Raw genomic sequence first — 13,391 nt, 5'->3', positions numbered from 1 at the left:
GCGTTTTTTTGCTTTTGAATCAGTCCTCGTCTGACGGCGGCGCGACAAGGCACAGCGGAACCGTCACCGTGATGCATACCCCTCTGCCCGGTGCCGATTCGATGATGGCTTCTCCGCCAAAGGCCGCGGCTCGTTCGCGGATGCTGGACAGGCCGTTGCCGTATCGGGAAACGGTGTCGGCATCGAATCCCATGCCGTCGTCCTCGATCATCAAATCCAGCTCGTTGTCGATCATGCCGATCTGAATGTCGATGCGCGAAGGCTTGCCGTGGCGGACAGAGTTGTTCAGCGCTTCCTGAATGATGCGGTACAGATTGCTGCGCAGCATCGGGGGAACGGTGTCCTCGGGGATGCTCATGTCGTAGAGCACCTTGACGGAATGGACTTCCTCCGTGGTTCGGCAGAGCCATTGCAGCGCGGATTTCAGACCGAGTTCGTCGAGCACGGCGGGCCGCAGGTTGTGGATGGTCCGGCGCAGGTCTTCCAGTGATCGACCGAGAAGCTCCCGCACCTTCTGGATGCCGTCTGTCCTGCATCCCCGTTTTTCCAATTGGGTGACCTCGTTGCCGAGCAGCACACGCCCGGCAGTGAGGGCCTGGCCAATGCCGTCATGCAGTTCGCGACCTATGCGTCCGCGTTCGTTGTCCGTGGCCTCCAGAAACCGCTGGCGCGAAACCGTGATCTTTTCCAGCCGACGCGTCATGGCGTTGAAGGCCTGGGAAACATCGACGATTTCGTTGCCCTTGCCCAACTGGCCGACACGTGCGGACAGGTTGCCGCTGGCTGCCGAATCAATGGCCTGCGAAAGCTCGCCCAGAGGGCGCATCAGACTTTTCCACAGGGCAAGAGCCCAAAGCGCCATGAAGACGATGGCGCATGTCACGATGCCTGCCAGCACCCAGTTGCGTACCTGCTGGGTTGCGTAGGCCTTCTGGAAGCCGTCCCGGGCCGCCATGTTCGCCTGCGTGGACATGAAGTCCAGAAGAACCGTGAGGTGCGACAGCATGTACTGGCGGGTCGTCTTGTACTTGTTCGGATTCGATTCGTTTTGCTGCGTGATCTTCTTGAGCTTCATGAAGGCGCTGTCCGCCCGATCAAGCTCCCGCTCCAGCCGCGCAAGAAGCGGTGTATTCTGTCGTTCCTTGTAGCTGCGTATCAGAGCTTCCAAACATTCCCGTTTCTTGACCCATTGGTAGGCCACTCTTTCGACATTGTCCGGGGTGAACTCCACGCCCAGAACGTGCAGGGCCGTCACTTCCTTGAGAATGGCCGTGGCGTTGCGGCTGTGGGTCAGCGAAGCGGCGATCTGCTTTTCCGTCAGATACAGGCAGGTGGTGCCTATGGCGAAGAAGAGAATGGTGAACGCCAGCAGAAAGAGAAGTTTGGTTCGTATGCGCATTCTTTTCTAGTGAATGAGAGTGACGGAATCCGGATCGACTTCTTCCAGAATGGAGTAGTCGATCAGACCGAGGAAGTTGCGGGGGGTGTCATACTGCACGAGGTCGCACTGCATGGCCCACTGGTCGATGCCTTCGAGAGTGGTCAGCAGCGCCTGCTTGAGGCCGATTTCGTAATTGCCTTCCTTTTCGATGAAGCGCTTGACCTTGCCGAGCTTGATGTTCTGGGCTTCCGCCACGACCTTGATGGTCTCCTGCGGGTGGGTGAGGATGTATTCATTGGCCCGGATCATGGCCGCATACATGCGCTTTATGCCTTCGCGTTTGGCCTTGATGGTGTCGCGGGAGGCGATGTGGGAAACGATCTGGCGGCCCATGGCTCCACTCTTGAGCATGACGAAGTTGTCGCCGAGCAGTTTCTGGGCCTGCGTGATGGGCTGGCTGTGCTGGCAGAATGCGTCGATGCTTCCGTCGGCCAGAGCCGGGGCCAGCTGGGGCTTTTTCATGAACACGATCCTGACTTCGTCAAAGGGGATGCCCGCGTAGCTCAGTACCTTGTACACATAGAAATGGGCATAGGTGCCCTTGATCACGCCGATGGTCTTGCCGCGAAGGTCCTTGGGGGTCAGGATGCCCCTGTCCTTGCGTCCCACGACCTTGAGCAGATCGTCGGCAGTGGCACCGGTGGCGATGATGGCATATTTCGAGAAATCCAGATTTTCCAGAACGATGCTTACGCTGCTGGTGTGGGCAATGTCTGCCTTGCCCTCAAGCATTGCGATGAGAGCCTGAGGCCCGGATTTGCGGCGGACGAGTTCGACCTGAACGCCTTCCTCCTGAAAATATCCTTTATGTTCGGCCATGAATACTTGTGCAGACATGGGACCGGTGCCCAACGCAATGGTGACTTTGGGCATTTCGGCCATTGCGGTAGATGTAGAAAGAAAAATGGCAAGCAGTGTCAATAGTAGAAAACGTTTCATAGCGAACTCCATAGTTGCTTTGCTATAAATTATAGAAACCAAAACAGAGGGGTTGATATTGATTAACATTTTATAAAATTGAACGAATGGCAACCCTAACCAGTTACTTTCGTAAAAAGCTTATATGACAATATGTTGCATTGCAACCAGCAGGAAAACCCGTATTTGACCCTACCAAGTGCACAGGGAGGGTCCCCCATGAATTGGGGTGCACCCGACTTTACCGTTGCCCGCTTTTTTTTCATTTCATGAGACGTAGTCCGTGTTAACCGAAAAGCATGAAGGGGGTTTATCATGCTTCAGACTGGGAAAATCGTGAAGGCGTGGATCAAGGAACAGCGTCAGGGAGGAATCTTGACTCCGAGTGATGTTCATGGTTGTGACGGCATCGAGAATTCTGTAAACAAGTTGTGCGACTTGATGCAGAAAACCGAAGACGTTACACCGGTTGTCCTGATAGCTTCGAAGCTGGGCTACCTGGTGACCGCAAAGAACAATGCAACAAACGATACTGATAGCTGAGGATCATCCGTTGATCCGGGACGGCCTGAAGGCGCTCATTGCCGACAGGGCCGAATGGCGTGTGGTTGGGGAGTCTGCCGACGGGCTTGAAGCGATTCAGCTCCTGCACAAATACGAGCCCGATCTGCTCATGGTGGATCTTTCCATGCCCAAGGCAAACGGCATCCGCGTCATCGAGGAAGCCCGACGGTATTCGCCGGAAACCAGAATACTGGTTCTGTCCGCGCATGCCGAGGAGGAATTCATCTTCGCGGCGCTCATGGCCGGGGCAAACGGATACGTGATCAAGGACTCGGAGAACAATGAGCTGGTCCGGGCCATTGAAAGCGTGCTGGGCGGAAACGCCTATCTGAGTCCGTCCGTGGCCACCGAGGTCATCAACGGATACGTGCGGTCAAGCTCCGCACCTGCGGAGGGCTCCATGAGCACGCTGACTCCGCGGGAAAAGGAAGTGCTTCAGCTTATCGTGGAGGACAGGGGCAGCAATCAGGAGATTGCCGAGCATCTGTTCATCAGCGTGAAGACTGCGGAAAAGCACAAGACCAACATTCTGCGCAAGCTCAATGCCAAGAACAGCGCGGAACTTGTCCGGCGATTCAAGTCGATGGACGTGCTGTAACTGCATTAATTTGGAAACGGAAAACGGGTCGGCATGAACATGTCGGCCCGTTTTTGCATTTGGGGGGAAGAGGGCCGCCGTCAGATGAAGAGGCTGGAACTGTTGTGGGATTTCGGTTCATGCCGCTGAAAATCAAAGGGCTTGCAGACAACGTCCGCAAGCCCTTGATTGCCTGTGGTGCGCCAGCGAGGATTCGAACCCCGGGCCGTCGGCTTAGAAGGCCGATGCTCTATCCACCTGAGCTACTGGCGCATTAGCGGCGCAACATGTAATTGAATCGTCGGGTTTGGTCAAGGAGATAATGAAGATCGGGCCGGATCGGGGGGCTGGTTCCGGGTGTTTCGTCCCGGAGAATTTCCTGTTATGACCCCGCCGTGAACACATTCAATACCTATTCCGACCTGACTCGCCACATGGAGCGGCTCGGGTTGTTTCATATGAATCTGACCCTTGACCGCATGGCGCGTTTTCATCGCGAACACGGCAGGTTTTCCATGCCGATCGTGCATGTGGTCGGGACCAATGGCAAGGGGTCCACTTCCCGGTTTTTCGAAGCCATTGCCCGGGCGCACGGCCTGCGCACCGGCCTGTTCAACTCTCCGCATTTCGTGTCGCCCCGGGAGCGCGTTCGCGTGAACGGTCGCATGCTGGACCGCGAGGAGTGGGTCGAACTGGCCAATGCGGTCATGGACACGCCCGGGGGCTCGGACCTGACGTATTTCGAATTCCAGACCTGTCTGGCCATGCTGGCCTTTGAACGGCACGATGTGGACGTGGCCGTGATGGAGGCCGGGCTTGGCGGACGGTTCGACGCGACCAACGTGTTTGCGCCCGGATTGACCCTGTTTGCGCCCGTGGGCATGGACCACGAGAAGATACTCGGACCGACGCTGGAAGACATTGCCCGGGACAAGTCCGGGGCCTTGCACGCGCAGAGCAGGGCTGTGACCGGACCGCAGGATTCGGCAGTGATGCGTGTGTATCGGGAACGCGCCGACTCGCTGGGCATTGTTCTGGATTCCGCGGAATCCCTTGCCGAGGTCCCGCCGCAGTCCGCGCTTGGTCTGCGCGGTTCGCATCAGCGGGAAAACGCACGGCTTGCTCTTGCCGGATGGCGCGAATTCGTGCGCATGGCCGGGCGGGAGTCCCGGTCTGAAGCCGAGGCCGAGGGATTGCGCCGGGCGTTCGTTCCCGGTCGGATGCAGTTCATCGACTTTGGTGGCCGTACTCTGATTCTGGACGGCGCGCACAATGCCCATGCGCTGACTGCCATCAAGCGGGCACTGGATGCGGAGGGGCTGGTGCCGGATGCATTGGTATTCGCCTGTCTGGCGGACAAGGATTTCGATCCCATGCTGCCGCTGCTGCAATCCCTGACCCCGGGGCCGGTGCTCGTGCCCGGTCTGGACAATGAACGGGCCGGGGATGCCCGGGCTCTGGCAGAGCGCATCGGGCCGAAGGCCGTGCCCGTGTCCGACATTGCTGCAGCTTTGGGAAGCATTGGGCCGGAACTGAAAACGGTGCTTGTCTGCGGGTCCTTGTATTTGCTGGCCGAGTTTTATACACTTCATCCGGAGTTTTTGACACCGCAACCGTAGCCGGATGTATCATGAGCAGTTTGTACAAGCACATTCCTTCCGTGAACGACGCCTTGGACGCGTTGACGCGGGACTCGTATTTCTCGGAGTTGCCCCGTCCCCTGCTCAAGGGGCTGGTCAATGAATTCCTCGACGTGTGCCGAGAGGAAATCCGGGCAGGACTGATTGCGGAGCCGGACGCATTGGCTCTGGAGGCGCTTCTGCCGCGCATGTCCGCGCATGTCCGCGCCAAGTCCCGTCCGCATTTCCGGCGCGTGCTGAACGCCACGGGCGTGGTGGTGCACACCAATATGGGCCGATCCCTGCTCGCGGATTCCGCGATCCGGGCGGTTGCCGAGGCGTGCGGCCACTATTCCAACTGCGAATTCGACCTTTCCACGGGCGAACGGGGCAGCCGTTACAGCCATGTGGAGGAGCTGCTGTGCCGCATAACCGGGGCCGAGGCCGCGCTTGTGGTCAACAACAACGCGGCCGCCGTGTTCATCATGCTGGAAACCCTTGCCCGGGGCAGGGAAGTGATCGTTTCCCGGGGGCAGCTCGTGGAGATCGGCGGTTCGTTCCGCATTCCGGACGTGATGACCAAGTCCGGGGCCATCCTGCGCGAAGTCGGGGCCACGAACCGGACCCATGTTTACGACTATGAAGGGGCCATCAATGAGGAAACTGCCGCGCTCATGCGCGTGCACACCTCGAATTTCCGCGTGGTGGGCTTTACCCGCGAGGTGAGCCTGCCCGAGATGCGCGCCCTTGGGGACAGGTACGGCCTGCCCGTGATCGAGGACCTGGGCAGCGGTACCCTGTATTCGCTGGAAAATGCCGGGTTGCACGGCGAGCCCACGGTGCAGCAGGTCGTGGAACAGGGCGCGGACGTGGTGTCCTTTTCCGGGGACAAGGTGCTGGGCGGCCCGCAGGCCGGCATCATCGTGGGACGGCGCGAATACATCGAGCGCATCAAGCGCAATCCGATCAACCGCGCCATGCGCATCGACAAGATGACATTGGCCGCGCTGGAAGCGACCCTGCGCCTGTATCTGGACATGGACCTTGCCCGCGAGCGCATTCCCACCCTGCGCATGATCACCATGTCCGAGGCCGCGCTCAAGAGCCGGGCTCGGCGGCTGGCCGACACCCTGCGCAAGGTGCTGGGCGATCGCGTGGCCGTGGCCCTGAAGCGCGGTTTTTCGCGCGTGGGCGGCGGTGCGTTTCCGGAATATGATCTGCCCGGCACGCTGGTCAGCGTGACGACCGAAGAAATTTCCATTCCCGAACTCAGGCAGCGGCTTCTGGACACGGACCCGCCTCTGGTGGCGCGCATCGAGGACGATGCCTTTCTGCTGGATCCGCGCACGCTTGATTCCCGGGAATTCGGAATGGTCGCCGCAGCCTTGCGGCAGGCCCTTGATATGCAATAAGGAGATTGCCATGAGCAAGAAACTGGAACTTGAATATGAGCCGAAAAACGCATGGAAGGTCTATTCCTCGGAAAAGGACCGCAAGGCCATGCACAAGACCGCTGCCGAGTACATCGACTTTCTGTCCTCGTGCAAGACCGAGCGGCTGGTCATGGATTACGTGCGCAAGCGCGCCGAGAAAGCCGGATTCGTGGATGATCTGCGCGCTCCGGCCTGCTTTCGTTTCAATCGGAACAAGACCTGCTTTCTGGCGCGAAAAGGGAAGAAGCCTCTGTCTCAGGGGTTTCGTCTGCTGGGCGCCCATGCCGACTGCCCCCGTCTGGATCTGAAGCAGCGTCCCCTGTACGAGGACCTGGACCTGTGCCTGGCCAAGACCCACTATTATGGCGGCATCCGGAAGCACCAGTGGCTGACCATGCCGCTGGCCCTGCATGGCGTGGTGGTCAGAACCGACGGCACGGTTGTGAACGTGTGCATTGGCGAGGACCCGTCCGACCCGGTGCTGGTCATCACCGACCTGCTGCCGCATCTGGCGCACAAGGATGCGAACCGCAAGCTTTCCGAGGTGTTCGAAGGCGAGAAACTGAATCTGGTTCTGGGACAGTCCCCGGCCGAGGAAGGCTCCGAAAAGCTCGAGAAGCCGGTCAAGCGGCGCGTGCTGGAAATCCTGAACAAGCGGTACGGCATTGTGGAGGCCGATCTGCTCAGCGCGGAATTGCAGGCTGTCCCGGCTGGCCCGGCCCGGTTCGTTGGACTGGACGAGTCCCTGATCGGCGGCTACGGCCATGATGATCGCTCCAGCGTATTCTGCGCCCTTGAGGCCCTGATGGCCGAGCCCGAGCCGGAATATGCCCAGATCGTGCTGTTCTGGGACAAGGAGGAGATTGGTTCGGATGGCGCTACCGGTGCCAAGAGCTATTTCTTCGAATACTGCATGGAGGAGCTGGCCGAGGCGTGGGAGCCGGGCGCACGGATGTCCGCCATCTTTACCAATGGTTCGGCTTTGTCCGCAGACGTTTCCGCAGCCATGGACCCGAACTTCAAGGAAGTGTACGAGCCCCTGAACGCAGCCCGCATGGGCTATGGGCCGTGCTTCAACAAGTTCACGGGCCATCGCGGCAAGGTCGGCGCCAATGACGCGCATCCCGAGTTCATCGGCCAGTTGCGCGCCGTGTTCGACAAGGCCGGAGTTCCGTGGCACATGTCCGAACTGGGCAAGGTGGACGAGGGCGGCGGCGGAACCGTTGCCAAGTTTCTCGCGGTCTACGGCATGGACGTGATCGACGTGGGGCTGCCCGTGCTGTCCATGCACAGTCCGTTCGAACTGGTTGCCACTGCGGACCTGTACGCCTGCATCCAGGCATTCAGGGCCTTCCTGAAAAACTAGAAGATTCGGAAGGGCCCGGTGATTGCCGGGCCCTTTTTTCATGCTTGGAGGAGCCGCTCATGGAACAGCGTATCAGCGTGATTACCCTTGGAGTCAGGAATTTGGCCCGGAGCAAGGCGTTTTACGATGCTCTGGGCTGGCGCATGGATTCTTCCAGGGAGGAAGAGGGCGCGATCATTGCCTATAACCTGCATGCTTCGACCCTGTGTCTGTATTCCTGGGACGGGCTGGCCGAGGATGCTCAGGTCGATTCCTCGGGGAGTGGATTTCGGGGCGTGACTCTTGCCTACAATGTTTCCACCCGGGAAGAGGTGGATCAGGTGCTGGCCGAGGCCGAACAGGTGGGCGGTTCCATTGTCAAGCCAGCGCAGGACACGTTCTGGGGCGGATACTCCGGGTATTTCGCGGACCCGGACGGCATGCTCTGGGAAGTGGCGTGGAATCCGTTTTCCCCGCTCGGTCCGAATCACGAATTTCAATGGTAACGCGCGGAACGACAGTATGCATTTTCTGATGGGGGATACATGCCGATAATCATGGGGACCGCCGGGCATATCGACCACGGCAAGACCACGCTGATCAAGGCGCTTACGGGCATCGACTGCGACAGGCTTTCCGAGGAGAAGAAGCGCGGCATCACCATAGAACTGGGGTTTGCCTTTCTTGATCTGGACAACGGGGCGCGCCTTGGCGTGGTGGACGTGCCGGGGCATGAGAAGTTCGTCAAGAACATGGTGGCCGGAGCTGCGGGCATCGATTTCGTGCTGCTGGCCATTGCCTCGGACGAGGGCATCATGCCCCAGACCCGCGAGCATCTGGAAATCTGCCAGCTTCTGGGCGTAAAGACCGGACTGGTGGCTTTGACCAAGGCCGACATGGTGGACGAGGAATGGCTGGAAATGGTGGTGGAGGAAGTGCAGTCCTACCTTGAACCCACCTTTCTTGGCGGTGCGCCCGTGATTCCGGTGTCCTCGCACACCGGGCAGGGGCTGGACATGCTCAGGGCCGAGCTTTCCTCGCTGGTGTCCACGCTGGCTCCGGAGCGGCGCACCGATCTGTTCCGGTTGCCTGTCGACCGTGTCTTCACCATGAAGGGGCACGGCACCGTGGTGACCGGTACCATGATTTCCGGCTCCATCTCCGTGGGCGACGACGTGATTGTGTATCCCGCGGGCAAGGCCTCCAGGGTGCGCGGGCTGCAATCCCACGGCCAGACTGTGGAAACTGCGGAAGCGGGCCGCCGTACTGCCGTGAATCTTCAGAATCTGGAAGTGGACGACCTGCATCGCGGCGATGTGATCGCCCGGCCCGGCACCCTGTTTCCTTCGGATGTGTGGGAGGTGGAACTGACGGTTCTGGAATCCTCGCCCCTGCCGCTCAAGCACCGCAAGGAAGTGCATTTTCATCATGGAGCAAGGGATGTGCTGGCGCGTGTGTATCTGCTGGATCGCGACCAGCTTGCTCCGGGCGAAACCGCAGTGTGTCAGGTTCGGTTTTCCGGCCCCATGGTTTCGGTGTATGGTGATCGGGTCGTGCTGCGATCCTTTTCCCCGCTCCGGGCCTTTGCCGGGGGCAAGGTGATCGGGCCGGTGGGCCGCAAGGTCAAGCGGTTCTCGGATCAGGTGAAGCTGGTCGAACGGCTGGTGAACGGTTCACCCGAGGAACTGGTGGGCGTGCATCTGGAGCGTGCCGGAAATGGCGGGGCAAGCCATGCCGAACTGCTGGTCATGACCAATCTGGGCACCAAGGCGCTGGACAAGGCCCTGCAATCGCTGGGCGGCAAGGGACAGGCCCTGATGTTCGACCGCGACGAGCGGCGTTTCGCGGGCGGAGACGTGCCGGAACGACTGGCTTCCGGGCTTCTTGATTTTTTGGCCGAATTCCATCGTGCCCAGTCCATGAAACCGGGCGTGCAGCGCGGCGAACTGGCTTCCTCGTGGGGCAGGGGCATTCCGCCCAAGCTGTTTCACATGGTGCTGGAGCGGCTCATCAAGCAGGGCAGGGTGGTTGCCGAGCAGGAAATGCTCAAGCTGCCCGGGCACAAGGTGTCTCTGGCCTCGGATCAGGCCAAGGTGCGCGAGGTCATTCTTTCAGCCCATGAAAAGGGCGGGGCAACGCCGCCCAACGTCAAGGACGTGCTGGCCGAACTGGGCATGGACCGCAAGCAGGCCGCGCCCGTGTTCCGGCTGTTGCAGGACGAGGGCCTGCTCGTGAAGATCAACGAGAACATGTACTACCATGCCGCAGCCTTGAACGAAATTCGCCGCAATACCGTGGCGTTTCTGTCGAAAAAGGGAGAGATGAGCGCCCCGGATTTCAAGGAGATCACGGGGTTGTCCCGCAAGTTCCTGATTCCGTTGCTCGAATACTTCGACAAGGAGAAGCTGACCGTGCGCGTGGGTGACATGCGACGCTTGCGCAAGGCGGTCTGACGCTCTTTCCTGACGCAGGGATGAAAAGACGCGCGTTTCCCTTTCGGATGGGGAGCGCGCGTCTTTCTGCATGAAGGGAACTGTCCGCCAATCAGAAATCGTGCAGCATGATGTAGTCGTTGTCCGCCCGGGCCGCGTGGCATCCGATGCAACCGGCCGGCTTGCCAGCCTTGTCGACCTTGCCGTCCGGCAAATACTTGGCCCAGTACCAGTCGCCCGCCTCCGGGTTGTATCCCTTGCTCTTGAACATCACGGTCACGGCGGCCAGTGCGCCTTTCCGATCGAAATTTTCCTTGACCACGATGGTGCCGTTTCTGGCCGGGACCTGAGTCGACATCTGTCCCGGTCTGTTCACGAACACCCGGTGGGTGGCTCCGTGGGGTGAACTGCCCGGGTGGATGCCCCGGTGATCGGACCATGGGCACCATGTCCTGTAGTTGTCCGTTTTGGTGATGAAGGTCCAGAGTTCGTCCGGATCGTTTCCGGGCATGCCCGCCGCATAGGCGGACAGGGTTGCCGCAATCAGCACGGTGGCCAATGCTCCTGTCTGCATGACTGTTCCCCCTTGTCGCAATGGAGATCGCAGTTTCGAACGCATTTCGACGCATGAGCGAATGGTAGTCCTTCAATCCATGCTCAGGTCAATTAGATTGCGCAAGTTGATGTTATTTGTTTTGGCTGCCGACTGTGCGGTTTGAAACGGTCTCTTTTCGGCTTTGTGAAAATTCCGTGCTTCTTGACACGAGGCGGCGGGCACTTTACGCCTTCTCCATGAGATTTGTGCACGCTGTCCGGACAGCCCGATTCCTCGCGTTGTCCATCCTTCTTCTCCTTGTTGCGGGATGCGCCGCCAATCGTCAGGTACGGCCCGTGTCCGCGTCCCGTGACGCGGCCGCTGCCCAGACCCTTGTGGATGGCGCGGAAGAGACGTTGCGCAAGTATCTGGACAAGGATCGAGACGCTGTCCTGCGATCCCTGATTGCCGAGGCCCGGGGCGTGCTCGTGTTTCCGTCCATGGTCAATGGCGGATTCCTGTTTTCCGCCGGGGGCGGAAGCGGGGTGATGCTGGTACGCGGAAAGGATGGCGGCTGGAACGGCCCCGTCTTTTTCACCGCGAGCTGGGCCGGATTCGGCATTCAGGCCGGGGTGGAGAGCATCGACGGGATCATGCTGTTCCAGCGGGAGCAGGACATCCGCTACGCCGTGGAGAACGGCGTGCTGGTGCGTGGTCAGGCATCGGTCACGGTCATGAATGCGGATTGGCTCATCAATCGTGCTCCGGGATTTCATCCGGGCGCGGACGTGGCCTTTGTGAGCGAGGCTGCCGGATTGTTCGGTGGGGTGGGCGTGTCCGGGGGCGGTCTTGCGGACCGGGAATCCCTGAATGCCGCCTATCACGGCCTTGATCGTGGAGATGCTGAAACTGCGCTTGCCTGTCCCGTGCCCTCTGGTGCGATTGCGTTGCGCGACATCCTGTCTCTGGCCGGACATCAGGCACAAAAAAAAGACGGAGTCGAAACTCCGTCCGGATTTGCGCTTGGGGTGAGTGATGGGACTTGAACCCACGGCCACCTGGGCCACAACCAGGTGCTCTACCAACTGAGCTACACCCACCGTGCGAGGACGAAAGAAGTAGCGAAGGTTGCGCCGGTGGTCAAGCAAGAAATGAAAAAAAATGAAAAAAAAGGAATCTCATGGATAAATTGATCATTGAAGGTGGTGTTCCCCTTGAAGGCGAAATCCGCGTCAGCGGTTCCAAAAATGCGGCTCTTCCCATTCTCATGGCATGTCTTCTGGCTCAGGGACCTGTGGAGCTTTCCAATGTGCCTCGCCTTGCGGACATCCATACTTCCTTGAAACTGCTCAATATTCTTGGATGTTCCTGTTCGTTTGAAGGCAATCGGGTCTATTCCGAATGCAGAAATCTGGTGCCCGAGGCCCCTTACGAACTGGTCAAGACCATGCGTGCCTCGGTCCTGTGCCTTGGTCCGCTGCTCGCCCTGCTGGGCGAAGCCCGCGTGGCCCTGCCCGGTGGATGTGCCATCGGTGCGCGGCCCGTGGACCTGCATCTGAAGGCATTGGAAAAGATGGGAGCCGAGTTCAAATTGACTGAAGGCTACATCAAGGGAACCTGCAAGGGGCGGCTGAAGGGTGCGCATATCACCTTTGATTTCCCCACTGTGGGCGGAACCGAGAATCTGCTCATGGCTGCGAGTCTGGCCGATGGGGAAACCATTCTGGAAAACGCGGCCCGCGAGCCCGAAGTCGTGGATCTGGCCAACTTCCTCATCGCCTGCGGCGCGGACATTTCCGGGCACGGCACCAGCGTGATTACCGTGCGGGGCGTGGATTCCCTCAAGGGGTGCGCATATCGGGTCATGCCGGACCGCATCGAGGCGGGCACCTACATGGTTGCGGCCGCCATCACGGATGGCGAACTCAGGATCATGGACTGCCCGTATCAGGAGCTTGACGCCGTGGCCTACAAGTTGCGCGAGATGGGAGTCTGGCTTCAGGAAGAGAATGGCTATGTGCTGGTGCGCCGCGAAAACGGCGTGCTTCGGAATGTGGACGTGACCACCCAGCCGTTTCCGGGCTATCCCACGGACATGCAGGCCCAGCTCATGGCCCTGATGTGCTTTGGCGAGGGAGCGGGAACCGTTGAGGAAAAGATTTTCGAGAACCGCTTCATGCATGTTCTGGAATTGGTGCGTCTCGGCGCGGATGTGCGGCTTCGCGGACGCACTGCCATGGTCCGGGGCGTGGGCAAGCTGGTGGGCGCACCGGTCATGGCGTCCGATCTGCGGGCCTCGGCCTCTCTGGTACTGGCCGGTCTGGCTGCGCAGGGCGCTACCGAAGTGCAGCGCATCTATCATCTGGACCGCGGGTATGAGCGCATCGAGGAAAAACTGTCCGGCGTTGGCGGGCGCATCCGTCGCGTCAGGGCGTAAAACGATTTCGAAAGGGGAAGGGCGGCATGCCTTTCCCCTTTTTTCAGGGTTGTGAAGCGTCATGAGTCTGTTTTCAACCGTGCCCGGGGC

Annotated in this window: 12 protein-coding genes and 2 tRNA genes; 9 read left to right on the top strand and 5 right to left on the bottom strand. The window is 59.7% G+C overall.

Annotation, left to right across the window (positions count from 1 at the left end):
- Positions 1-19: 19 nt before the first annotated feature.
- Complete coding sequence (locus MPN23_RS06770) at positions 20-1,399, bottom strand: sensor histidine kinase (protein WP_243546937.1); 1,380 nt, start codon at positions 1,397-1,399, stop codon at positions 20-22.
- A gap of 6 nt (positions 1,400-1,405) precedes the next feature.
- Positions 1,406-2,314, bottom strand: coding sequence for an ABC transporter substrate-binding protein (locus MPN23_RS06765; RefSeq protein WP_279388699.1), 909 nt, complete (start codon positions 2,312-2,314; stop codon positions 1,406-1,408).
- A gap of 360 nt (positions 2,315-2,674) precedes the next feature.
- Between MPN23_RS06765 and MPN23_RS06760 the strand changes: the two genes are divergently transcribed.
- Together MPN23_RS06760 and MPN23_RS06755 are read left to right on the top strand one after the other, a co-directional pair.
- A complete protein-coding gene (locus MPN23_RS06760; protein WP_243546935.1) occupies positions 2,675-2,902 on the top strand; it encodes a hypothetical protein in 228 nt (75 codons plus the stop codon).
- Entirely contained in the window at positions 2,877-3,521 is a 645-nt protein-coding gene (locus MPN23_RS06755) for a response regulator (protein WP_243546934.1), read from the top strand. Before MPN23_RS06760 ends, MPN23_RS06755 begins: the two co-directional genes overlap by 26 nt.
- Positions 3,522-3,696: 175 nt before the next feature.
- Here the strand turns inward: MPN23_RS06755 and MPN23_RS06750 are convergent.
- A tRNA-Arg gene (locus tag MPN23_RS06750) sits at positions 3,697-3,773 on the bottom strand.
- 122 nt (positions 3,774-3,895) lie between these two features.
- Here MPN23_RS06750 and MPN23_RS06745 point away from each other — a divergent pair.
- The 5 genes from MPN23_RS06745 to selB are packed head-to-tail and all read left to right on the top strand — an operon-like array spanning position 3,896 to position 10,350.
- Positions 3,896-5,119 carry a bifunctional folylpolyglutamate synthase/dihydrofolate synthase gene (locus tag MPN23_RS06745; RefSeq protein ID WP_243546933.1) on the top strand — a complete coding sequence of 408 codons (1,224 nt, stop codon included), beginning with the start codon at positions 3,896-3,898 and terminating at the stop codon, positions 5,117-5,119.
- Positions 5,120-5,130: 11 nt separating this feature from the next.
- Positions 5,131-6,531, top strand: coding sequence for an L-seryl-tRNA(Sec) selenium transferase (gene selA, locus MPN23_RS06740; protein WP_243546932.1), 1,401 nt, complete (start codon positions 5,131-5,133; stop codon positions 6,529-6,531).
- A 10-nt stretch (positions 6,532-6,541) separates the two neighbouring features.
- Positions 6,542-7,918, top strand: coding sequence for an aminopeptidase (locus MPN23_RS06735; protein ID WP_243546931.1), 1,377 nt, complete (start codon positions 6,542-6,544; stop codon positions 7,916-7,918).
- A 59-nt stretch (positions 7,919-7,977) separates the two neighbouring features.
- Positions 7,978-8,403 carry a VOC family protein gene (locus tag MPN23_RS06730; protein WP_243546930.1) on the top strand — a complete coding sequence of 142 codons (426 nt, stop codon included), beginning with the start codon at positions 7,978-7,980 and terminating at the stop codon, positions 8,401-8,403.
- Between the two features lie 39 nt (positions 8,404-8,442).
- A complete protein-coding gene (gene selB / locus MPN23_RS06725; protein WP_243546929.1) occupies positions 8,443-10,350 on the top strand; it encodes a selenocysteine-specific translation elongation factor in 1,908 nt (635 codons plus the stop codon).
- 91 nt (positions 10,351-10,441) lie between these two features.
- On the opposite strand, the gene MPN23_RS06720 is transcribed toward selB, so the two are convergent.
- Positions 10,442-10,903, bottom strand: coding sequence for a cytochrome P460 family protein (locus tag MPN23_RS06720; protein WP_243546928.1), 462 nt, complete (start codon positions 10,901-10,903; stop codon positions 10,442-10,444).
- Between the two features lie 317 nt (positions 10,904-11,220).
- Here MPN23_RS06720 and MPN23_RS06715 point away from each other — a divergent pair, with 317 nt between their 5' ends.
- Positions 11,221-11,910 carry a lipid-binding SYLF domain-containing protein gene (locus MPN23_RS06715; protein WP_243546927.1) on the top strand — a complete coding sequence of 230 codons (690 nt, stop codon included), beginning with the start codon at positions 11,221-11,223 and terminating at the stop codon, positions 11,908-11,910.
- Here the strand turns inward: MPN23_RS06715 and MPN23_RS06710 are convergent.
- Positions 11,889-11,964, bottom strand: a tRNA-His gene (locus MPN23_RS06710). The genes MPN23_RS06715 and MPN23_RS06710 overlap by 22 nt on opposite strands.
- Before the next feature lie 80 nt (positions 11,965-12,044).
- Between MPN23_RS06710 and murA the strand changes: the two genes are divergently transcribed.
- A complete protein-coding gene (murA, locus tag MPN23_RS06705) occupies positions 12,045-13,301 on the top strand; it encodes a UDP-N-acetylglucosamine 1-carboxyvinyltransferase (RefSeq protein WP_243546926.1) in 1,257 nt (418 codons plus the stop codon).
- Positions 13,302-13,391: the final 90 nt, after the last annotated feature.

Origin of the sequence: Pseudodesulfovibrio tunisiensis, assembly GCF_022809775.1 — a bacterium.
GTDB classification, from domain to species: Bacteria; Desulfobacterota; Desulfovibrionia; order Desulfovibrionales; family Desulfovibrionaceae; genus Pseudodesulfovibrio; species Pseudodesulfovibrio tunisiensis.
The sequence above is the reverse complement of the archived record's forward strand: the minus strand, read 5'-3'. Positions and strand labels throughout refer to the sequence as shown.